General features: G+C 62.4%; 20 protein-coding genes. 16 read left to right on the top strand and 4 right to left on the bottom strand.

Annotated elements, in window-relative coordinates; genetic code table 11:
• Positions 1 to 25: 25 nt before the first annotated feature.
• The 9 genes from LDN85_RS13670 (at position 26) to LDN85_RS13630 (ending at position 10,166) form a co-directional block, all read left to right on the top strand.
• Positions 26 to 583: a F0F1 ATP synthase subunit B gene (locus LDN85_RS13670; RefSeq protein WP_026540138.1), complete on the top strand. Its 558-nt coding sequence runs from the start codon at positions 26 to 28 to the stop codon at positions 581 to 583.
• Positions 583 to 1,410 (top strand): F0F1 ATP synthase subunit delta, encoded by an 828-nt coding sequence (locus LDN85_RS13665; protein ID WP_026540139.1) that lies wholly within the window; start codon positions 583 to 585, stop codon positions 1,408 to 1,410. Before LDN85_RS13670 ends, LDN85_RS13665 begins: the two co-directional genes overlap by 1 nt.
• A gap of 85 nt (positions 1,411 to 1,495) precedes the next feature.
• A complete protein-coding gene (atpA, locus tag LDN85_RS13660) occupies positions 1,496 to 3,133 on the top strand; it encodes a F0F1 ATP synthase subunit alpha (protein ID WP_026540140.1) in 1,638 nt (545 codons plus the stop codon).
• Between the two features lie 76 nt (positions 3,134 to 3,209).
• The gene (locus LDN85_RS13655) at positions 3,210 to 4,100 is read left to right on the top strand and encodes a F0F1 ATP synthase subunit gamma (RefSeq protein ID WP_026540141.1); all 891 of its coding nucleotides are present in this window, start codon (positions 3,210 to 3,212) and stop codon (positions 4,098 to 4,100) included.
• A gap of 84 nt (positions 4,101 to 4,184) precedes the next feature.
• Positions 4,185 to 5,636 carry a F0F1 ATP synthase subunit beta gene (gene atpD, locus LDN85_RS13650; RefSeq protein ID WP_026540142.1) on the top strand — a complete coding sequence of 484 codons (1,452 nt, stop codon included), beginning with the start codon at positions 4,185 to 4,187 and terminating at the stop codon, positions 5,634 to 5,636.
• Position 5,637: 1 nt separating this feature from the next.
• A complete protein-coding gene (locus tag LDN85_RS13645; RefSeq protein WP_026540143.1) occupies positions 5,638 to 5,922 on the top strand; it encodes a F0F1 ATP synthase subunit epsilon in 285 nt (94 codons plus the stop codon).
• A 10-nt stretch (positions 5,923 to 5,932) separates the two neighbouring features.
• Positions 5,933 to 6,364: a DUF2550 domain-containing protein gene (locus LDN85_RS13640; RefSeq protein ID WP_026540144.1), complete on the top strand. Its 432-nt coding sequence runs from the start codon at positions 5,933 to 5,935 to the stop codon at positions 6,362 to 6,364.
• Positions 6,365 to 6,369: 5 nt separating this feature from the next.
• The gene (locus LDN85_RS13635) at positions 6,370 to 7,668 is read left to right on the top strand and encodes an alpha/beta hydrolase-fold protein (protein WP_223943319.1); all 1,299 of its coding nucleotides are present in this window, start codon (positions 6,370 to 6,372) and stop codon (positions 7,666 to 7,668) included.
• Positions 7,650 to 10,166 (top strand): DUF2156 domain-containing protein, encoded by a 2,517-nt coding sequence (locus LDN85_RS13630; protein ID WP_026540146.1) that lies wholly within the window; start codon positions 7,650 to 7,652, stop codon positions 10,164 to 10,166. The genes LDN85_RS13635 and LDN85_RS13630 overlap by 19 nt, the downstream gene beginning before the upstream one ends.
• 165 nt (positions 10,167 to 10,331) lie before the next feature.
• Here LDN85_RS13630 and LDN85_RS13625 read toward each other — a convergent pair whose 3' ends face one another.
• The 3 genes from LDN85_RS13625 to nucS all read right to left on the bottom strand — a co-directional run bounded on the left by LDN85_RS13625 (position 10,332) and on the right by nucS (position 12,789).
• Positions 10,332 to 10,535 (bottom strand): cold-shock protein, encoded by a 204-nt coding sequence (locus LDN85_RS13625; protein ID WP_018776337.1) that lies wholly within the window; start codon positions 10,533 to 10,535, stop codon positions 10,332 to 10,334.
• Positions 10,536 to 10,794: 259 nt separating this feature from the next.
• Positions 10,795 to 12,048, bottom strand: a complete 1,254-nt coding sequence (gene nagA, locus LDN85_RS13620; protein ID WP_223943318.1) for an N-acetylglucosamine-6-phosphate deacetylase — start codon at positions 12,046 to 12,048, stop codon at positions 10,795 to 10,797.
• 45 nt (positions 12,049 to 12,093) lie between these two features.
• A complete protein-coding gene (nucS, locus tag LDN85_RS13615) occupies positions 12,094 to 12,789 on the bottom strand; it encodes an endonuclease NucS (RefSeq protein ID WP_026540148.1) in 696 nt (231 codons plus the stop codon).
• A 57-nt stretch (positions 12,790 to 12,846) separates the two neighbouring features.
• Between nucS and LDN85_RS13610 the strand changes: the two genes are divergently transcribed.
• Both LDN85_RS13610 and LDN85_RS13605 read left to right on the top strand, forming a co-directional pair.
• Positions 12,847 to 13,179 carry an ATP/GTP-binding protein gene (locus LDN85_RS13610; protein WP_223943317.1) on the top strand — a complete coding sequence of 111 codons (333 nt, stop codon included), beginning with the start codon at positions 12,847 to 12,849 and terminating at the stop codon, positions 13,177 to 13,179.
• 18 nt (positions 13,180 to 13,197) lie between these two features.
• Positions 13,198 to 13,992 carry an alpha/beta fold hydrolase gene (locus LDN85_RS13605; RefSeq protein WP_223943316.1) on the top strand — a complete coding sequence of 265 codons (795 nt, stop codon included), beginning with the start codon at positions 13,198 to 13,200 and terminating at the stop codon, positions 13,990 to 13,992.
• Between the two features lie 18 nt (positions 13,993 to 14,010).
• Here the strand turns inward: LDN85_RS13605 and LDN85_RS13600 are convergent, their stop codons facing one another.
• Complete coding sequence (locus tag LDN85_RS13600; protein WP_026540151.1) at positions 14,011 to 15,303, bottom strand: AI-2E family transporter; 1,293 nt, start codon at positions 15,301 to 15,303, stop codon at positions 14,011 to 14,013.
• A 202-nt stretch (positions 15,304 to 15,505) separates the two neighbouring features.
• Here LDN85_RS13600 and LDN85_RS13595 point away from each other — a divergent pair, with 202 nt between their 5' ends.
• From LDN85_RS13595 to LDN85_RS13575, 5 genes are read left to right on the top strand one after another with little or no spacing between them, the layout of a single operon-like run.
• A complete protein-coding gene (locus LDN85_RS13595) occupies positions 15,506 to 17,266 on the top strand; it encodes a hypothetical protein (RefSeq protein ID WP_223943315.1) in 1,761 nt (586 codons plus the stop codon).
• 37 nt (positions 17,267 to 17,303) lie between these two features.
• Positions 17,304 to 18,317 carry a tetratricopeptide repeat protein gene (locus LDN85_RS13590; RefSeq protein WP_026546113.1) on the top strand — a complete coding sequence of 338 codons (1,014 nt, stop codon included), beginning with the start codon at positions 17,304 to 17,306 and terminating at the stop codon, positions 18,315 to 18,317.
• Positions 18,317 to 19,417 (top strand): NADH:flavin oxidoreductase/NADH oxidase, encoded by a 1,101-nt coding sequence (locus LDN85_RS13585; RefSeq protein ID WP_223943314.1) that lies wholly within the window; start codon positions 18,317 to 18,319, stop codon positions 19,415 to 19,417. The genes LDN85_RS13590 and LDN85_RS13585 overlap by 1 nt, the downstream gene beginning before the upstream one ends.
• Before the next feature lie 40 nt (positions 19,418 to 19,457).
• A complete protein-coding gene (locus LDN85_RS13580) occupies positions 19,458 to 20,414 on the top strand; it encodes an ABC transporter ATP-binding protein (RefSeq protein ID WP_035760501.1) in 957 nt (318 codons plus the stop codon).
• Entirely contained in the window at positions 20,396 to 21,967 is a 1,572-nt protein-coding gene (locus LDN85_RS13575; protein WP_026540156.1) for a hypothetical protein, read from the top strand. The genes LDN85_RS13580 and LDN85_RS13575 overlap by 19 nt, the downstream gene beginning before the upstream one ends.
• The last annotated feature ends 51 nt before the right edge of the window (positions 21,968 to 22,018 follow it).

Here is a 22,018-nt window from a genome sequence, read left to right as displayed (position 1 = left end):
ACCGAGTAGATAGGACGGGTGAAATATGAATCAGCTGATCATCTCAGCCGCCACTGAAGGCGAAGAGGCCGCCAACCCTCTCGTTCCCAATGTTTGGGAAATGGGCGTCGTCCTCGTCGGCTTTGCGGTCCTCCTGTACATCGTGGTCAAGTTCATTGTCCCGATGTTCGAGAAGACCTTCGCAGAGCGCGCCGAAGCAATTGAAGGTGGCATTGCAAAGGCCGAAGCGGCCCAGGCGGAAGCTTCTGCAGCTCTTGAAGAGTACAAGCAGCAGCTCACCGATGCCCGCGCCGAAGCCAACCGTATCCGCGAAGAAGCACGCGCCGAAGGCGCCCAGATCCTTGCGGACCTGAAGGCCAAGGCTGCAGCAGAGTCTGCACGGATCACCGAGCAGGCACACGCTGCCATCGAATCGGAGCGCCAGGCAGCTGTTGTCTCGCTTCGTTCCGAGGTAGGCACCCTGGCCACTACGCTGGCCGGCCGCATCGTTGGTGAAGCACTCACCGACGACCAGCGCGCCGCACGCGTTGTGGACCGCTTCCTTGCAGATCTGGAGACCCAGAGCGCAGGTGCAGCTAAGTAATGGCAGGTATATCGAGCGAATCGCTGACCACAGCACTGGCGCAGTTGGAAGCCAAGCTTCCCTTCGCCTCGCTGCAGTTGGCTAAGGACCTCTTCGGAATCCTGGGAACGGTGGACAGCTCGGCTGGCTTGCGCCGCGCCCTGACTGACCCGTCCCGTTCCGGTGACGAGAAGTCGGCGCTGGTCAAGCAGCTGGTTGGCGGAAAAGTCTCCGCTGATGCTGCTGAGATTGCAGGCGGATTGGCCAGCTCGCGCTGGGCATCGGCACGCGATATCGGCGATGCACTCGAGACGCTTGCCGCCACGGTTGTCATTGCCGTAGCTGAAAACAAGTCGGCCGTTTCTGCCTCCGGTATCACGGGGCTGGAAGAGCTGGAAAACGATCTGTTTGCCTTCAACCAGGCCGTCGCCTCCAGCCACGAAGTACAACGTGCTCTGTCTGAGCCGCAGGCATCGCCTGCGGCAAAGATTGCACTGGCTGAGAAGCTTGTTCCTGGCAGCAGCGAGGAAGCAAAGGTTCTCATCAGCCAGGCAGTGACGCAGCCGCGCGGTGTCAAGCCGAGCAAGCTCGTCGAGTCATTCGCCAAGCTTGCAGCCAAGCGTCAGCAGCGCTGGATTGCAACTGTCAGCGTTACCCGTCCGTTGACGGAAACGCAGGCCAGCCGTCTGCAGGCCGGGCTTGACGCCCTGTATGGCCGCGAACTGAAGGTCAACCTCAATGTTGACCCTGCACTGATCGGTGGAATCCGCGTCCAGGTAGGTGACGAAGTGCTCGACGCTTCGGTTATCGCCCGCCTGTCCGAGCTCCGCCGCCAGCTCGCTGGCTAGCGAAGACAAAGCACAACTTAACTGATATAAAACCCGGTCATCGTGAGCAACGATGATCACGAAAACAGGAGAGCAGGGACTGCAGATGGCCGAATTGACCATCAACGCCGACGACGTCCGTAATGCGTTGAACGAGTTCGCGGCGTCCTACGAACCCGGTAACGCAGAGCGCGTAGAGGTTGGTCGTGTGACCACCGCAAGTGACGGCATCGCCCGTGTTGAGGGTCTTCCCTCGGTCATGGCGAACGAGCTGCTTCGCTTCGAAGATGGCACGCTGGGCCTGGCCCAGAACCTTGACGTCCGCGAGATCGGTGTCATTATCCTCGGTGACTTCACCGGTATTGAAGAAGGCCAGGAAGTTCACCGTACCGGTGAGATCCTGTCCGTTCCGGTTGGCGACGCCTTCCTGGGTCGCGTTGTTGACCCGCTGGGCCAGCCGATCGATGACCTCGGCGAGATCAAGGCCGAAGGCACCCGTGCACTGGAACTCCAGGCACCGGGCGTTACCGAGCGCAAGTCGGTTCACGAACCGATGCAGACCGGCCTCAAGGCTATCGACGCCATGATCCCGATCGGCCGCGGCCAGCGTCAGCTGATCATTGGTGACCGCCAGACCGGTAAGACCGCCATCGCAGTGGACACCATCATCAACCAGAAGGCCAACTGGGCTTCTGGGGATGTCACCAAGCAGGTTCGTTGCGTTTACGTTGGTGTCGGCCAGAAGGCTTCCACCATCGCAGCCGTGCGCCAGACCCTTGAGGACCACGGCGCACTGGAGTACACCACCATCGTGGCGTCTCCGGCATCTGACCCCGCCGGCTTCAAGTACCTGGCACCCTACGCAGGCTCGGCCATCGGCCAGCACTGGATGTACGGCGGCAAGCACGTCCTGGTGATCTTCGATGACCTGTCCAAGCAGGCCGAAGCCTACCGCGCCGTGTCCCTGCTGCTGCGTCGTCCGCCGGGACGCGAAGCCTACCCGGGTGACGTCTTCTACTTGCACTCCCGTCTGCTGGAGCGTTGCGCCAAGCTCTCCGACGAGCTCGGTGCAGGCTCGATGACCGGTCTTCCGATCGTCGAAACCAAGGCAAACGACGTCTCCGCTTACATCCCCACCAACGTGATCTCCATCACCGATGGCCAGATCTTCCTCCAGTCGGATCTCTTCAACGCCAACCAGCGTCCTGCTGTTGACGTTGGTGTGTCTGTCTCCCGCGTTGGTGGCGCTGCACAGGTCAAGTCCATGAAGAAGGTCTCCGGTACCTTGAAGCTGGACCTGGCGCAGTACCGCGACATGCAGGCATTCGCCATGTTCGCCTCTGACCTGGATGCTGCTTCCCGTCAGCAGCTGACCCGTGGTGCACGCCTGATGGAACTGCTGAAGCAGGGCCAGTACTCACCGTTCCCGGTTGAGAACCAGGTTGTTTCCATCTGGGCCGGTACCAAGGGTTACCTCGACGACGTTCCGGTTGAGGACATCAGCCGCTTCGAGTCCGAGTTCCTGGAGCACCTTGCGCACAAGTCCTCCATCCTGACCACGCTGGCCCAGACCAACGTCCTGGATGACGACACCGCTGCAGCCTTGACCGAAGCAATCGTTTCCTTCAAGAAGGGCTTCTTCGGAGAAGGCGACAACCACTTGGTTGGCGCCGGCCACGAAGAGCACGCAGCGATCTCCGGCGGCGACGTCGACCAGGAAAAGATCGTCAAGCAGAAGCGCTAGTTCCGATTACCTGCCCTGCCGGGGTCCGAAAGGGCCCCGGCAGGGCAGCAGATCGGGAACATAGGAAAGGATAAGTATGGGAGCCCAGATTCGGGTCTACCGTCAGAAGATCAGCTCGACGACGTCGATGCGCAAGATCTTCAAGGCGATGGAACTGATCGCTACCTCGCGCATCGGTAAGGCCCGCGCCCGCGTAGCAGCTTCACTGCCCTACGCGAACGCGATTACCCGCGCCGTTTCTGCTGTCGCAACTCAGAGCGAAATCGACCACCCGCTGACCACCGAGCCGGAGCAGATCCGCCGCGCCGCAGTCCTGATCATTACATCGGACCGTGGCCTTGCAGGATCGTATTCCGCGAGTGTGCTCAAGCAGGCTGAAGGTCTCACCGAGCTTCTTCACGCAGAAGGCAAGGAAGTCAAGGCATACCTGGTTGGCCGCAAGGCCCAGGCGTACTTCGATTTCCGCAACCGGTCATACACCCGTGTATGGACCGGTGGCACGGACGCCCCGGAATTCGAAACCGCACGGGAAGTCGGAGCTGCACTTCTCGAAGACTTCTCCACTGACTACGAAGAGGGTGGCGTGGATGAGATCCACGTCGTATACACCCGCTTCAAGTCCATGGTGACGCAGGAGCCCACGGTCATCCGTTTGCTCCCGCTCGAGGTCGTCGAAGAGGAAGCAGTTTCGGACTCCGAGCTGCTGCCGTTGTACGAGTTTGAACCGGAAACAGAGCAGGTGCTTGACGCACTGCTTCCGCGTTACATCGAGTCCCGCATCTTCGCAGCCATGCTGCAGGCCGCAGCTTCCGAGCTCGCAGCCCGCCAGCGTGCCATGAAGTCGGCCGGTGACAACGCTACGGATTTGATCAAGAAGTACACGCGCCTTCGCAACACGGCCCGCCAGGCCGAGATTACGCAGGAGCTTTCCGAAATCGTTGCCGGCGCCGACGCCCTCGCGTCCTAGCCTGCACCGGATTCGGCTCGAAGCCGCACCTGCAACAAACAGATAAACTTAACCCCACGCCATCTACTGAGTGAAGTGAGAGAGATGACTGCCACTGCTACCGAACACGTAGCAACGGCCGGTGCCACCGGCCGCATTGCCCGTGTTATTGGTCCGGTTGTCGACGTCGAATTCCCGGCTGACGCAATCCCCTCGATTTACAACGCTCTGACCACTGAGATCACTCTCAACGGCCAGACGAAGACCATCACGTTCGAGACCTCCCAGCACCTGGGTGACAACCTCGTCCGCGCCATCTCCCTGCAGGCAACCGACGGACTCGTCCGCGGCACCACCGTGCAGGACTCCGGTGCTCCGATCTCCGTGCCCGTCGGCGACGGCGTCAAGGGCCACATCTTCAACGTCCTCGGCAAGCCGCTGGACGTCGATGAGTCCGAGATCAAGGCTGACGCCTACTGGCCGATCCACCGCAAGGCTCCGGCCTTCGCCTCCCTCGAGGGCTCCACGGAGATGCTCGAGACCGGCATCAAGGTCATCGACCTTCTCACCCCGTACATCAAGGGTGGAAAGATCGGCCTGTTCGGTGGCGCCGGTGTTGGCAAGACCGTTCTGATCCAGGAAATGATCACCCGTGTTGCCCGCAACTTCGGTGGTACTTCCGTATTCGCCGGCGTTGGCGAGCGTACCCGTGAAGGTAACGACCTCTGGGTTGAAATGGAAGAGGCAGGCGTCCTCAAGGACACCGCCCTTGTGTTCGGCCAGATGGATGAGCCGCCGGGAACGCGTCTGCGCGTGGCCCTGTCGGCCCTGACCATGGCGGAGTACTTCCGCGATGTCCAGAACCAGGACGTGTTGCTCTTCATCGACAACATCTTCCGCTTCACCCAGGCAGGCTCGGAAGTTTCCACGCTGCTCGGCCGTATGCCGTCCGCCGTGGGCTACCAGCCCAACCTTGCTGACGAGATGGGTCTCCTCCAGGAGCGCATCACGTCCACCAAGGGTCACTCCATCACGTCGATGCAGGCCATTTACGTGCCGGCTGATGACTACACCGACCCGGCCCCGGCCACGACCTTCGCACACCTGGACGCGACCACGGAACTTTCCCGTGAAATCGCATCCCGTGGTCTGTACCCGGCCGTTGACCCGCTGACGTCGACCTCCCGCATCCTGGATCCCCAGTACATCGGCAAGGACCACTACAACACGGCTGTCCGTGTTAAGCAGATCCTGCAGAAGAACAAGGAACTCCAGGACATCATCGCCATTCTCGGTGTTGACGAACTCTCTGAAGAGGACAAGATCGTCGTGTCACGTGCACGTCGTATCCAGCAGTTCCTCTCCCAGAACACCTACACCGCCAAGCAGTTCACCGGCGTCGAGGGCTCCACCGTGTCCATCAAGGACACCGTGGAAGGCTTCACCGCCATCTGCGACGGCGAGCTGGACCACATCGCAGAGCAGGCGTTCTTCAACGTCGGTGGCCTGGATGACGTCGAGCGTCAGTGGGCCAAGATCCAGGAACAGACCAAGTAGTATGGCTGAGCTCGAGGTTGAGATTGTCGCAGCGGACCACTTCGTGTGGTCCGGCGCGGCCAAGATGGTGAAGGCCCGCACCAGCGATGGTGAAATCGGAATCCTGCCGGGCCACTCGCCCCTTCTGGCCATCCTGGCCGAGGGCGAGCTGGCAATCCAGCCGGTTTCCGGTGACCGTATTGCGGTAGTGGTCGACGGCGGGTTCTTCTCCGTTGACAACGATCGCGTGGTCATTGTTGCTGACAACGCCAAATTGGGCGAAGCGGCTACAGCGGGGATCCGATAGCACGACCTTGATGGACGATTCCCTTATTCCGTTCATCGCCCTGGCAACAGCGTTTACGTTGCTGATCATTTCACTGTGCCTGTTCGGGGTGCGCCGCTTCAACCTGCGGCGTGCCCTGGGCACGGTAGACGCCTCCATTTGCATGGCTGGAAACAGCTGGCAGATGGGGGTTTGTCGTTATCAGGACAATGAGCTGGAGTGGTTCCGCTTGATGTCCCTGAGCGTGATCCCCAAGCATAAATTCACACGCAGTTCGCTTGAACTGCTGGGCCGCCGACAACCCACGGAAGACGAACTCGTCAGGGTACAGCCCGGCGTCGTAGTGGTTGAACTGCAGTACGAAGGCTCGAAGTTCATGCTTGCCATGAATTTCGACGCGTATGCAGGCTTGTCATCCTGGCTGGAGGCCGGTCCGGTCGTCGGCGTTGGCACCTGGCGTTAGGCGCCATGGATCTATTTTCCGACCTCAGCCTGGTGGATGGTCCGTTCCTCTGGTTCAGCATCGCTTGCGGTGCTGCCGGCGGGGCGTACCTTCTATGGAGGCGTGGTCGTTCGTGGCCGCTGGTGGTCGTAGCTGCGTTGGCGGTTTCCATCGGCATTGTTGCCCTGGTTCACTGGATCCTGGTGGACCTCATGGCCACCTTTTCCGAGAACCTGCCTTTTGAAACGCTGGCTTGGTCGGTGCCGGCCGTCGCTGCCATCCTCCTCTGCGCAGTTCGCCTTCCCCGCAGCAGGGTCCGGGGGCGCACGTTCAGCGTCCTGGCGATGCTGGGAGTAGTCCTCCTCAGCGCAGTCCAGGTGAATCTCTATTTTGGGCTGAACAATTCGGTAGCAGATTTGCTGGGTACAGCAGTGGCCCGCATCCAACCATTGGAGGCCGGTCTCCAACGGAGCCCGGGAGCAAAGCCCGGTCCGTTGCCTGCAGCCTGGAAATCACCGGACTCCATGCCGCCGGGCGGGATGCTGCGCAAAGCACAAATTCCAGGAACCATCTCCGGATTTACTGCACGGGATGCGTATATTTATCTTCCCCCTGCCTACCTGACCGATGCCCGCCCTGCGCTGCCTGTGCTGGTCCTGTTTTCCGGGCAACCCGGTGGACCGGCCGACTGGCTGACTGGCGGGCAGCTCCGCACGCAGCTGGACCGTTTCGCCGAAGCGCACCATGGAATTGCCCCTGTCACGGTGGTGGTGGATCCCAACGGCTCGAGCAGCGCCAACACCATGTGCATGGATAGCTTGATTGCCCCTGCGGACACCTATCTTTCCCAGGATGTTCCTGCGTGGATCCACTCCACCCTTGACGTTTCGCCTGACCCCAAACAATGGGCAGTAGGTGGTTTCTCGTTCGGAGGCACATGCGCCCTGCAGATGGGTACTGCCCACCCGGAGCTCTTTCCTACAGTGCTGGCGTTTTCCGCGGAACGGGAACCCGCCTTGGCCAAGGATCGCAACAAGACCATTCAGGACTCGTTCGACGGCGATGTGGCGGCTTTCGAGTCCAAGACCCCTTTGGTGCTCCTGCAGGAGCGCAACTTCGCGGGAAACGGCGTCTACCTCACCGCTGGTGAAACCGACCACGAATTCACCGACTACATGCATGAACTCGCAGGGGCGACAAAGACGGCGGGCTTCACAACCGAGGAACATTCCATTCGGCACGCCGGGCATTCCTGGGATGCCGTTGTCCGGGGGATGCCGGGAGCATTGGACTTCCTCGCAGATCGCTGGGGGTTGACGCGGTGAGCCTTGCCATCAACGGTGTGATCAAGCCTGCGTTGCAGCAGGCAGGGAGGCATCTTCGGGCGACGCCGTTCACCCTGGTGGTGCTGGCTTTGTTTGTCATATTGTCCCTTGCCTCCGGCAGCTTCCTGTCGGGTCCACCGGAGCCGTGGCTGGCCTTTGCCGGGGTGTCCCTGGATGGCCTGCGGTCCGGTGAATGGTGGTCCATCTGGACGTCATTGTTCTTCACCACCAACCCCTTGGCTTATGTCACAGCCATCCTGATGTTCTTGTTCCTCCTGGGCCTGGCCGAGCGGCGTCTGGGATCGCTCAGGGCAGCAGGCGTGTTCCTGGGCAGCCAGTTTGCCTGTGTGACCGCTTTCCTCCTGGTCACCCAGGTGGCGCAGTATTCCGATGATGGCTGGTTGTCGCGAATGGCCGATACCCGGCTGATAGGCCCCTATGGCGCGGTTTTGGGCACTGCGCTGGCTGCCAGCGCGCTGCTTCCCACCTTGTGGCAACGGCGTTTGCGCACGGTGGCTATCTCGGTGTCGTTGCTTCTGGTCTTGTATGTTGGCCACGCCGAGACCGTCGTGGGTTTCCTGGGGGCTCTGATCGGCCTTGCCGCGGGGTGGTGGATGCAAAGCAGCAACGGGCATCTTTATCTGCATCGCTCCACGGGCAGGGAGGTCAGGAACCTTCTTGCCCTGACGATGGCAATCTTTGCTGTTGGCCCCATAGTGACCGCAGCTGCCAAGAGTCCTTCCGGTCCCCTCGCGTTGTTGCGCGACGTCATCTTGAATCCCTTGCCTACGTTGAGCCAGCTGGAAAGCAACTGCGGGGGAACCATTGATGTGGCGTGTTTGGAAGTGGGCCGACAGGCCTATACGGGCCCTTTCGGTTTGGCGCTTGCCGTCGTGCCGGTAGTGCTGCTGCTCATTTGTGCTGACGGCATGCGCCGTGGTCGTCGGCTTGCTGTGGGGATTGCGATCAGTGTCCAACTGGTGGTGGTCGCGTTGTCGGCAATTTACCTGGGTCTCTTCGCCGGGATGCCGAGGCTCCAGGGACGTCCGCACGTGCCCATGTTGAACACGGCTGTAGTTCATCTCCTGCCCCTGGTTCTGGTGCCGCTGGTGTTGGCGGTGCTTCTCTTTGCCTACCGCGGCCACTTCCGTGTGGTGTCGTCGGACCGCCTGAGGCGACGGATTTTTTGGCTGGTGGGCTTGACCGGGGCCGGCCTTGGCCTCGCCTATACGCTGGTGTGGCTGGCTTCCGGTGGCATGGACCGCGACGACGGCTTGCTGGGCCTGGCTTCTGAGCTTGCCAGGCAGTATCTTCCGGTCCCGCTACCGGGCGTCTACCGGAAGGTCTTCGCTGAACGTGATGTGGTGGAGGTTTTCCTCTTCTCCTACTCCGGCACTGTTTTCTGGCTGGTGGCACTCGTAGGCGTGTGGATCCTGCTGATTCGTGGGCACCATTCCGGTGGGCTCGATCATCAATCCCGTGAGAGGGCCAGGTCCTTGGTCAAGGCAGGGGGCGACTCCCTGTCGTGGATGGCCCTCTGGGAACCCAACAAGTACTGGTTCAATGCTGAAGGAACCGGGGGAGTGGCGTACCAGGTCCACGGCCATGTGGCCTTGACCATGGCTGGTCCTTTTGGGCCCGCTGTCCACCATCTCGACACTGCCAGGGGCTTCCTCGATTATTGTTCCCAGCAGGCGTTGATACCCTGCCTCTACTCCTGCACCGATGAATTGTGGGCCATGCTCAGCGCGCGCGGTTTCCGCAGGGTCTCGGTGGCCCAGGAAACCCGTCTGCGGATCAGGGACCTTGAGTTCCGCGGCAAGGAATGGCAGAACGTCAGGACATCGCTGAACCGTGCCAGGAAGCTTGGTATCACCGCCATTTGGGGCCGCTACTCCGAACTTCCCCCCGGCGTGCGCTCCCAGATCTCAGAAGTCTCCGAAGAGTGGGCCGCGCAGAAGAAGATCCCGGAAATGGGTTTCACTTTGGGTGGCTTGGACGAAGTCGAGGACGATGACGTCCTTTGCTGCGCCGCTGTGGATGATGCCGGCTTCGTGTACGGGGTCACCAGTTGGCTGCCGGTCCATGAAGATGGCCGGGTAGTCAGTTGGACGTTGGACTTCATGAGGCGCCGGGGTGACTCCTTCCCTGGAGTCATGGAGTTCCTCATTGCCTCCGCCATCCTCCACCTGCGCAGTTCCGTGGAGGTTATCTCGTTGTCGGGCTCGCCTTTGGCCCGGGAAAAGGGCGAAATCGAACAGCAGGCAGAGGGCCTGGCAGGAATTCTTGATGCGGTTGGGCAAGCACTGGAACCAGTTTATGGATTCAGGTCCTTGGCTTCCTTTAAGTCGCGTTTCCAGCCGGAGTACCGAACGCTGTACATGTATTACCAGGACCCGCTGCACCTTCCTGCAATGGGCCGTGCACTCACCCGGGCCTATCTTCCGGGATTGTCCGTACGGCATTCTGCGCGGTTGCTCCGAACCCTTGTTGCCTGAATAGGCAAGGGCCATTCAGAACCGCGGTTTCTGCTTTCTTCACGGTTAGTAACAGCAGTTGTTGGGATATCAGACATTACTGTCCTTAAACACGTTGACCCCGGCATGAAAGCCGGGGTCAACGTGTTTGTTGAATCTGCAACCAGCAGAATTCAACGGGTAAGACTAGACGACGGTAACGCCGGTTGCCTGGGGGCCCTTGGCGCCCTGGCCGATCTCGAACTGAACGCGCTGGTTCTCATCGAGGGTCTTGAATCCGCCGGTCTGGATCTCGGAGTAGTGAACAAAAACGTCCCCATCCGAGTCATCCGGGGTGATGAAGCCGAAGCCCTTTTCAGCGTTGAACCACTTGACGGTTCCCAGTGCCATGTATTTCTCCTCATTGTGGAACATCAGTCCGATACACCTCGTACCGGCTTTGTTACTCCGCGAGAAGACCTTGGATTCCATCCGGGCGGACCCGGATTGGTTTCGCAGGAGCTTCACGCTCGCAACTCGTCTTGCGAGCATGAAAACCACCTACACAAAGACTGCTACAACACTTTCATGTGGCCTGCCGCAGGTCAACGGTCTTTTGGGCAATTCGGGAAAATTTTCGGTAAAAAGAAGGTAACGCAGCAGCAGCGAATTAGCTCTGGGACAACCAGATGCCGTTGCGCATCACGCCGGTGAGTTCCAGGTCCCCGTCGGTAACAACAACGTCTGCGCGCAGTCCGCGGCGCAGTCCGCCAATTTCATCCGAAAGGCCCAGGACAGCTGCGGGCACAGCTGTAGCGGAGCAAATGACATCGGGAAGAGCGACGCCGGCACTTGCCGTTTTGCGAACGACCTCCAGGAGGGTGGCGGTGCCGCCGGCGATGGATCCGGTGGCATCAAGGGTGGCAACGCCGTCGCTGACCGTCACGGGGGAGGGGCCCAGCATGTAGCTGCCATCGGAAAGGCCGGCCGCCGCCATGGAATCGGTCACCAGGACGATGTTGGCCGCTCCCACCAATTGGAAGACCGTGGCCACCATGCTGGGGTCCAGGTGCGTGCCGTCGGCGATGAGTTCCACCACGGCTTTGCCTTCCTGGGCCATTCGAAGGCACGCTGCCACCGGGCCTGGGGCGCGGTGGTGCATCGGTGGCATCCCATTGAAAAGGTGCGTCACGGTGGGAAGCGAGCTGACGCCGTCGAACCCTGCTGATTCCAGCCCCTCGCGGGCGGCAGCCAGCGACGCAGCAGCGGTGGCGTCGTCGCAATCGGTGTGTCCCAGAGACGGGGTCACGCCGTGGGACGTCATCAGGTCAACCAGTGCCGCGGCACCCGGAAGCTCAGGCGCGTAGGTCATGGTGGCCAGCTTGCCGGCTGCGGCGCCGACGAGTTCCTCCATGAGGTCCAGGTCCGGTTCCAGCAAATATTCCGGGTTCTGGGCTCCACAGCGGGCATGGGAAAGGAAGGGGCCTTCGAGATGAATTCCGGCAACAAGGCCTTCAGCGGCCAGCTTCACGTACAGCTGGATGCCACGGAGGAGGTCTTCCGGGGGTGCGGTCACCATGCTGGCAAGGAACGTCGTGGTGCCCGAACGGTGCAGGAAATCCACGGCCTGGCGCGCCGAGGCCTCATCTCCGCCAGGAAAATCCCCGCCGTTTCCGCCGTGGCAGTGAACATCCACCAGTCCTGGAATGAGGTAGCTGCCGCTGGGAACTCCAAGCCGGACAGCGCTCTGGAAGCCTTCGAAAGCTGCCGGATCAAAGCCGTCCGCAGGTCCGGCGTAGGCAATCCTGTCGCCTTCAATGGCAACAAGGCCGTCCTGAACCACCTCGCCATCGCTGACGATCGTGCCTTTGATGATCTGGTGGCTCGGCGCGGAAGAAGTGGGCAAGCGATCTGCGGCAGTCATGCTGTTGATTCTAGTGGCCTGCGGCACAGGTGCCTGGGGAAGAGGCTAGAAGAGCCGGGACTCACTGTCATCCACGCCGCGCATGGCGTCATAATCGAGCGTTACGCAGGCAATGCCGCGATCGTTCGCCAGGACCTTCGCCTGCGGCTTGATCTGTTGGGCGGCGAAAATGCCACGCACAGGTGCCAGCAGGGGGTCGCGGTTCAACAGCTCCAGGTACCTGGTGAGCTGCTCGACGCCGTCGATGTCGCCGCGTCGCTTCAGTTCTACGGCAACTGTGGCTCCGTTGGCGTCCCGGGCAAGGATATCCACCGGTCCGATCGCCGTGAAGTACTCACGCCGGATGAGCGAGTAGCCGGTTCCGAGTGTCTCGATCTGCTCAGCGAGGAGCCGCTGGAGATCGGCTTCCACTCCGTCCTTGATCAGGCCGGGATCTGTACCGAGCTCGTGCGAGGTGTCATGCAGCTGCTCGTAAATGTTGATGATCAGGCGGTCATCGGTCTTGGCGGACTGGACGGTCCACTGTTCCACGACGCCTTCCTCTACGTCGGTCTCCTCCGGCGTCGTCACCCGCAGTGTGGCCGGGGGACTCATCCAGTTCAGCGGTTTGTAGGAGCCGCCGTCCGAGTGCACCAGCACGGAGCCATCGGCCTTGACCAGCAGCAGCCGGGTGGCGAGGGGAAGGTGGGCCTTGAGGCGGCCAACGTAATCAACAGAACAACGGGCTATGACGAGTCGCACCCGCTCCACATTACCGTCTCACCATCTGCAACAGGGTGGCTGGGGCAGAATGGAAGCATGCCCCGCTCCAACCGACCTCGTCGCAACGCGTCCAGCGCACGCTCCGGCAAGTGGGCCGAGCCGGTATCCGAGATTGACCTGGAACGGGCAAGGGGCGGAATTGCCCGGCGTGAGAGCGCCCCGGATGGTGACTGGATGGTCAGGACCATGACGGCCAAAAAAGCGGAGAAGCAGTACATTTGCCCCGGCTGTTCCACCGCAATCGTCCCAGGCATCGCGCATCTGGTGGTGTGGTCCGACAGCCACCTGTTCGGTCAGGCCGCAGGGCTGGCCGAACGCCGGCACTGGCACACCAATTGCTGGACCGGCAGGACCTACCGCTACCGCTGATTCGCTAGGCTGGGAACCATGACTTTCGACCCCGCCTCGTTCGTATTTACCCCGCAGGCTGCCCCATCGGAGATCCGCGCTTCGACTGTCCTGCCCGCCCGCCGCGAGAATGTGGAGTTCACCACAGAGGACGGCAAGGTGTTGCTGGGCGAGTTGGCACTTCCGGAATCCGGCGAGATCACCGCGACGCTCATTACTCTCCATCCATTGCCGACCCACGGCGGGTTCATGGATTCCCACGTCTACCGGAAGGCCTCCTACAGGCTCCCGGCGCTGGCCGGAGTGGCTGTGCTGAGGTTCAACACGCGCGGCACCCAGTCTCCCCGCGGGACCAGCGATGGAGAATTCGAAGAAGGCATCGGGGAGCGGTACGACGTAGAGGCGGCGGTACGGTTTGCTGTTGAGCGGGGCCTGCCGAACCGTTGGCTGGTCGGTTGGTCCTTTGGCACGGAACTTGCCTTGATGTACGGCGCTGTGCAGCCGGTGGCTTCGGAGATCGAAGGGGCCGTGTTGTTGTCCCCGCCCTTGCACCGGGCCACGGATGTCCACGTGAAGGAGTGGGCGGCATCCGGGAAGCCGCTCACGGTCCTGGTGCCGGAACACGATGACTACCTGCAGCCTGCCGAAGCAGCCCAGCGGTTCAGCCTTGTCCCGCAGGCCCGGCTTGTCGGCGTCGACGGCGCCAAGCACCTGTGGGTGGGGGAGAAGTACGCCGCGCGCGTCCTGAACGAGATCGTCGACGACGTTACTCCAGCAGGTGCCGGCGTGGACGGCCTGCCGCGTGATTGGGCCGGGCCTGTGGCCAACGCCTAACCCCGCATTGCGGGGCCGTCAGTGCCGGTCTTGGCGGACGATGAAAACTTCCTTGATCAGCAGCATGATCGCCGCGGCGGTCGGGATGGCGATCAGGGCACCCAGGACACCGAGCAGGCTGCCGCCGGCAATCACCGAGATCACAGCAACGGCGCCGGGGACGGCCACGGCTCGCTGCATGATGCGCGGAGAGATGAAGTACGCCTCGAACTGAAGGTAGGCGAAGTAGGCGATCGCGTAGACCACGGCAGTCTGCCACCCCGCGGTGAGGGAGACCAGGATGACCACGACGGCGGCGATCAGGCCACCTACCAGCGGAATGAAGGCGAGCAGGGCCACCACGAAAGCAAGCAGGACGCTGAACGGGATGCCCAGGATGGTCATCACAATGAAGGCGAAGATGGCGTTCAGGAGGGCAACGCAGGCCTGGCCGATCACGTAGTTGCCCACGGAATCAGTGATGGCCTCGGAAAGGGCCTCAACCCGGGGACGGCGTGAACGGGGGGCCAGGCGGTAGGCCCACTTCTTCATGGAGGGGAGCGCAGCCAGGAAGTAAAGGCTGAGGACCAGCACAATCAGCGAGCCGAACAGGCCGTTGGCAACTGTGGATCCGAAACCAACGACGCCTCCGAAGATGCCGCCCATGGCCTCGGGATCCTTGACGAACTTGTCCAGTTCCGTGGTGATGCGGTCACGGACGCCAAACTGGCTGTCGGCGTTGCGGAAAAAGTCCGAGTCAAGGAACCCGCGGATCCATTCCGGGGCCTGGCGGACAATTTCCGATACCTGCTCAACAATCGTCGGGATCAGGGTGGCGAAGAACCCGGCCACGGCCAGGACGAGGGCCGAAACGGAAATCAGGATGCCCGCAGGGCGGGGAACCCGCCGGGACTCAAGCCAGCGGACCACGGGGTCAAGCCCCAAGGCTATGAAGAGTGCGGCAACAATCCACAGGATGAGCTGGGTGGTATTGCTGGCGATATAGAACACTGCCAATGCAATCCCGACGCCTGCGGTCCCCATGAATCCGACATAGAGCGGGTGCTGGGAGGACATGCGTGGCCCGGGCGCTCCGAAGCCGTGGTCGTCCTCGGAACCGGGCCCCCTGCGGCCTTCTTCGGATTCGTCTTCCGGTGGCATTTCGAACCGGACGCGGGTGCGGGCTCCGGGGATGGGCTGCCTGAGCCTGCGTCCCAAGGCGGCGAGGCGTCCGGTGCGAACCGGAACCGTTGCGGCGGTGCCGTCCGAGGGAGCGTCCACCGCACTTGACCCGGTCTCATCGGAGGGACGGGGCTCCAAGTGGTCTTTCACGCGGTTTTGCTGCCTTTTCACTAGTGGTAAGGGGCTGATTCAGGCGCTAAAGGGCCCGGATATCATGATCATCGCCACACTATCAGGAGCGCGGAATGGCGCTGCAGCGGCGCGGTGGCGGGCTTTTGGGGATGTTGCCCCGATCACCCCGATCTGACTCTCTGATAACAAAACGGTTACCCTTGAAGTTCAACGACCGCTGATGATAGGTGATCCTGTGCGTTTGAAGACTGCAGCCTTGCTGGTGCTGCTGGGCCTGCTGACGATGCTGGCCGGCATTGGCCAGCTGACTTTCTGGGCCCCCTCCGAGACCGTAACCGCCTCGGTTCCCAGTGATACCAAAGCTGCCCCGCTGACGGTGATCGACCAAAAGTTGATCGCCCTCCATGACGGGCCAGTGAAGATCAAGATCCAGGGCGAAGGCAACTTCATGGTCGCCACCGGACGCCCCGACGACGTCGATGCCTGGGTTGGCAAGACCGCCCACACCACCGTGACGGGCGTGTCGGCAGACCAGAAGTCACTTGAGGCAACCTCGGTGGACGGTGAAGCAACGGCACCTTCCCCGGCCGGATCGGATCTGTGGGTCAGCACCGAAGACGCCAGTGGCGAGCTGGACTACACCTGGAACCCGCCTGCCGATGGCGAGTGGTCCCTGCTGGTAGCTGCAGACGGAACCCAGCCCGCGCCGTCGTCTATTTCCATGACTTTCCCGAACAACGCCACCACCCCTTGGGCCGTGCCGCTGATTGTTCTGGGCATCATCATCATCCTGGTGGGCGCTGCCCTGCCGTTCATAGCCAAGGCCCTGTCCAACCGCCGCAAGGACGGCCAGGACGACGAGCCGCACGATGACGGGGAAGCCACCACCACGCTTCCCGTCCAGTCCGGCTCAAGTGAGGCAAACCGCCGCCGTGGCCCGGAAACCGAAGGTCCTGCACTCCGGGTTACCGCCATCGCTGCTGCGCTGGCAGCGGTCATGGTAGGCGGCACGGCTGTCGCGGCCCAAGCCACCACCACCCCGGAGGCCACCTCCACTTCTTCCGCAGCAGCTCCTGCCGAAGGCGACGGCGGCACTCCAGTCCTCCTGGAATCCCAGCTGCAACGGATCCTCGAACAGGTCGCAAGCACAGTGGATGCTGCTGACGCAGCGAAGGACGCAGCCAAGCTGGCTCCCCGCGTGGACAAGATGGAACTGCAGATCCGCACGCAGAACTACAAGATCCGCACCGCGGTATCGGCTTACGAAGCACGGATGCCCGTGCGGGCCACAAAACTCCAGAGCAGCGTCATCAGCACCAAGCGCGAGTGGCCCCGCACGGTCTTTGCCCTGACCCAGGGCGAAGGCAACGTTGTGCCGCAGGTCCTGACACTGGTCCAGCTCTCGCCGCGCGAAAACTACAAGCTGTGGGGCAGCGCTCCGTTGCAGCCGGGCACCAACTTCCCGTCGTTCCCTGTTCCCCGCGAAGGAACTGAACCAGTACCTGCCGGCGACAACACCGGTTTGGCGTACAGCGGCAACGAGGCTTTGGGCATTCTGGCTGAAATGCTGACCACGCCTGACTCCCCGAACCGCAGCAAGCTTGCTGACGGCCAGGCCTCCCCGTACATCGCCGGTGCTTTGGCTTACCAGGCAGACACCGTGAAGAACGGGACCAGCGCCAACTTCAAGTTCACCCACACCCCGGTGACCAACCAGACCGTGGTGCTGCGCACTGCTGACGGCGGTGCATTGGTGGTGGGACGCCTTGACTTCGCTTTCGAAGGCACGCCCAAGGCGGCTGGGGACAAGCTCCTGCTTGAGGACGATTCCGCCGTCTTTGCAGGCGGAAAGGAAACCACCACGGGTATGGTGCTGAACTTCGCCGAGTCCGTAGCGGTGTACATTCCGCCGGCAGGATCCGCTGATCCCATGAAGCTCGTGGCGGCCACCCGCGGCCTGGTCGGGGCCAGCTTCAAGTAGGCAATTGCGCTGCAGGGCAGCGGCTAGAGTGGATGGTATGAGTTCGCCCGGATACCGACCCACTCCAGCCGCTGCCAGCCAGCTCAACCTTCGCGGCGCCGTAGACCTCTCGTCACTGCGCCGCCCGGCCGCGCCTCCCGCGCCACCGGCCTCCGGCCCAGTCGACGCCGGTTCGCCCGACGCAGGCGCCCCCAACGGTGATGACACCGGCGGCGGTGCCGGCAAGGCACCCCTGAGGGTGGATGCCACAGAAACAAACTTCCAGGACCTGGTGCAGTTGTCAGCCCAGATTCCTATCCTCTTCCTCCTGTGGTCCCGCTATGCGCCGGAATCGCCTGCAGTCCTTGACGCAGCCCAGCGCGTGGTGGAAAGTTACGCCGGCCGGCTGGTACTTGCCGCGGCCGACGTCGACGCCTTTCCCCAACTGGCCCAGGCCTTCCAGGTCCAAGCGGTTCCCACCGCCGTAGCAGTGGTGAAGGGCCAGCCCGTTCCCCTGTTCCAAGGTCCTGCCGACGACGCCCAGATCAAGGACCTCGTGGAGGAACTCCTCAAGGTGGCTGCGGCCAATGGGGTTACCGGAAGCATCGGGGACCCCGGAGATCAGGGCGAAGAGGCTGAGCCTGAGCCTCTCCCGCCCCTGCACCAGGCAGCGATCGACGCGATCGAGGCCGGTGACTATGCCGCGGCGGCAGCCTCTTACAAGCAAGCCCTTTTGGAACAGCCGGCCGACGCCGACGCCAAAGCCGGTCTGGCACAGGTTGAACTGATGGCCCGTTTGGAAAGCCTCTCCGCTCCCGATGCCGAGGCCCTGCGCGATCTTGCCGCCCGGGAACCGGACAACATTGATGCCCAGCTTGCCGTAGCTGACCTTGATGTTTCGGGTGGGCACATCGAGGATGCGTTCAGCCGGATCATTACGTTCATCGGCAGGAATTTCGGCCCGGAACGCGAGACGGCCCGCGTCCGGCTCCTTGAGCTCTTCGAGGTAGTCGGCACCACCGACCAAAGGGTGGCCAAAGCCCGTCAGGGACTGGCGAGGGTTCTCTTCTAGTGCCGTCCGCGCTGTTCTCCCCGCTGCAGCTTCGTTCGCTCTCCATTGCGCACCGTGGGTGGGTTTCACCCATGTGCCAGTACAGCTGCCATCCGGAAACCGGTGAGGGCGTACCCAACGACTGGCATCTGATGCACCTGGGTTCTTTCGCCGCCGGGGGTGCCGCTTTGATCATGAGCGAGGCCGCAGCGGTGAACGCCGTGGGCAGGATCAGCCCGTTGGACGCGGGACTGTATTCGGATGAACAGGCTGCGGGATGGGAACGGATTATCGATTTTGTCCATCGGCATGGGGCCGTGGACTGCAGGATCGGGGCCCAGTTGGCCCATGCGGGCCGCAAAGGATCAACGTACTGGCCGTTCGCTGACAAGTCCGGTTCCGTAGCGCCTTCCGACGGCGGGTGGGCCACCGTTGGACCCGCCCCGCAACCCTTCGATGGCTATGCGGCGCCCGAAACCATGAGCGAGGAAGACATCCTTGGCGTGGTGGAGGACTTTGCTGCCGCGGCCGCGCGGGCCGTTTCTGCCGGCTTTGACACGGTGGAGATCCACGGGGCCCACGGATACCTGTTGCACCAGTTCCAAAGCCCCCTCATCAATACCCGCACGGACAGGTGGGGCGGGAGCGAGGACGGCCGGAACAGGCTGATGCTCGCCGTGGTGGATGCAGTCCGCAATACCATTCCCGACTCCATGCCGTTGCTGTTGAGAATCTCCGCTACCGACTGGGCGGACGGGGGAGTGGACCCTGCGGCGTCAGCGCGGCTGGCCCAAGCGGCAGCAGCGCGGGGCGTCGACCTCGTGGACGTCTCGTCCGGTGGCGCCGTGGCCCACCAGAAGATCAGGGCTGTGCCCGGCTACCAGGCCGGGTTTGCCGAACAGATCAGGCGCGACGCCGGTGTCCCCACAGCTGCGGTGGGGCTCCTGACCAGTGCTGCCCAAGTTGAGGACATTGTTGCCAACGGCAGGGCGGACGCCGTCTTCATGGCCCGCGCGGCCCTGCGCGATCCCCATTGGTGGTTGAGGGCTGCCTACGAGCTGGGCCATGACATCGCTTGGGTTCCGCAGTACCAGCGGGCCGTCCCCCGCCACGGCTTCTAGAACCGCCACCGGCCCTGCTGCGCGAGGTTAGGCTGGTCACATGACGGAACCACGCCATGAACCCACGCCCACATCCGCGCCGCCGCAGTATGCCGCGCCGGCACATGATCCTGCAGCACAGCGGGAAACTGCAGCACAGCAAGAAACTGCATCACTGACTGAACCCGCGTCACTGAATGACCCTGTAGCACAGCAAGACTCCGCAGCACTGAATGCCCCTGCAGCATCGGGAGCGCCGGCGCCGTTGTCCGCATTGTCCATCCGGGGCCTGGCCAAGCGCTTCGGGGAGAAGATCGCCGTCGATGGAGTCAGCCTGGAAGTGCCGGCCGGATCCTTCTATGGGATGGTCGGCCCCAACGGTGCAGGAAAGACCACCACGTTGTCGATGGCAACCGGGCTGCTCAGGCCGGACTTCGGCACAGCCTTGATCCACGGCGTCGACGTATGGGCCCGCCCGTTGGAAGCCAAGAAGCTCATGGGTGTACTGCCTGACGGTGTACGCCTTTTCGACAGGCTCACCGGCGAGCAACTGGTGACGTACTCCGGTCTCCTTCGCGGCATGGACCGCGAGGTCGTAGGAGCACGTGTTCCTGAGTTGCTGGCTGCCCTCGACCTTGAAGCGGACGCGGGCTCCCTGGTGGTGGACTACTCCGCCGGTATGACGAAGAAGATCGCACTGGCCTCCGCACTCATCCACGCACCGCGGCTCCTGGTCCTTGATGAGCCTTTCGAATCGGTGGACCCTGTCTCGGCCGCCAATATCCGCGGCATCCTGGAGGGTTACGTCTCTTCCGGAGGCACGGTCATTGTTTCCAGCCATGTGATGGACCTCGTGCAGCGCATGTGCAGCCACGTAGCAGTGGTGGCCGGTGGGCGGGTCCTGGCTGCGGGATCCGTGGACGAAGTCCGCGACGGCTCCACGCTGGAGGAACGTTTCGTCCAGTTGGTGGGCGGCGGACACCGAACGGAGGGCCTGGAATGGTTGCGCACCTTCTAAGCCTGAAATGGCGCCTGCTCCTGAATGGGTTCAAGCGCAGTCCGTGGCAGCTGGTGGGCATGGCCCTGGGGCTTCTTTACGCGTTGGGATTGTTGGTCCTCCTGGTTGGAGGCCTCATAGCACTGCGGTGGGCCGATCCTGAGATCGCGCACACCGTAGTGGTATTGGGTGGAGCGGCCACAGTCCTGGGGTGGGCCATCATCCCGCTCGTAGCTTCGGCGGCAGACATGACTTTGGATCCTGCGCGGTTCACAACCTTCGCAATTCCTTCCAAGCAACTGCTGACGGGCCTCGCATTGGCCGGTTTCATCGGAATTCCCGGCCTGGCCACTTTGATTGCCGCGCTGGGAACGGTGGGAACGTGGTGGCGCAGTGTGCCGGCCGTTTCCGGAGCATTGCTGGGCGCCGTCCTGGGTGCCCTGACGTGCATTGTTTTGTCCAAGGTGGTCACGACGGCGACAGCCGGCCTGGCGGCCTCCCGGCGTTTCAAGGATGTCAGCAGCATCATTGTCTTCATTCCCTTGGTCCTGCTGGGTCCGATCATGATGGGCGTGGTGGAAGGTGTTCGCGGCAGCGCCGACTACCTTCCGGTGCTGGCCCGAACGGTGTCCTGGACTCCGCTCGGTGCGGCCTGGTCCCTTGGCGGGGACCTCGAGGCGGGCAATGCGGGTGCGGCGGGACTGAAGTTCCTGATTGCGGCGGCGACCATTGCGGGGCTCCTGCTGTGCTGGCATGTGCTCCTCAAGCGCGCGCTGGTGACGCCCGCATACTCCGGAGGAACGGCCAGGAAGGGCGGAAAGCTGGGCCTGTTCGGCCTGCTCCCCGGCACTCCGTCCGGGGCCGTTGCTGCCAGGGCCCTGATCTACTGGTTGAAGGATCCGAGGTACGCGGCGTCACTGGTGATTGTCCCGATGTTCCCCATCCTCTTCTTCTTCAGCGGCTCGCAGAGCGGCAGCTACGGTTTGCTCATGATTCTTGGGCCGCTGACTGCTTTCGTCATGGCATGGTCCATTTGCGCCGATGTCTCCTACGACAACACGGCATTTGCGCTCCACCTGGCGGCCGGTGTCCGGGGAGTCGATGACAGGCTAGGGCGGGCTTTGGCCTGTCTGGCCATATCCCTTCCGATAGTGCTGATTTTCACGGTGGGGCCCCTCTTTGTGACGGGGGATTGGCAGTGGCTGCCGAACCTCATGGGCCTGTCCCTCGGAACCCTCTTCACGGGCCTGGGTCTGTCTTCGGTGATTTCGGCCCGTTACAACATTGCCGTCCCCTTGCCGGGAGACAGCCCGTTCAAAAAGCCGCCGGGAAACGTGGCCCAGACCCTGGCCGTCCAAGCGGTGGGCATGGGTGTCCTGGCGCTCCTGCTGGTTCCGGAGCTTGCGCTCGTTGCAGTCCAGGCTTTCACCGGTGGGCCGGAGGCTGGTTGGATCAACCTGGTGGCGGGCCCGGTCCTGGGCATCGTACTGTTCGTCGTGGGTGTCCGCCTGGGTGGAAAATGGCTGGATGCACGGGGTCCGGAGATGTTCGCCCAGCTCAGTGTGAACCGTTAGCCGCGTAATAACCATGCCCATAGGTGGGACATGGGATAACGTCTCTGTCAG

The sequence above is a fragment of the Arthrobacter sp. StoSoilB20 genome (assembly GCF_019977295.1).
Classification (GTDB): domain Bacteria; phylum Actinomycetota; class Actinomycetes; order Actinomycetales; family Micrococcaceae; genus Arthrobacter; species Arthrobacter nicotinovorans_A.
The sequence above is the reverse complement of the archived record's forward strand: the minus strand, read 5'-3'. Positions and strand labels throughout refer to the sequence as shown.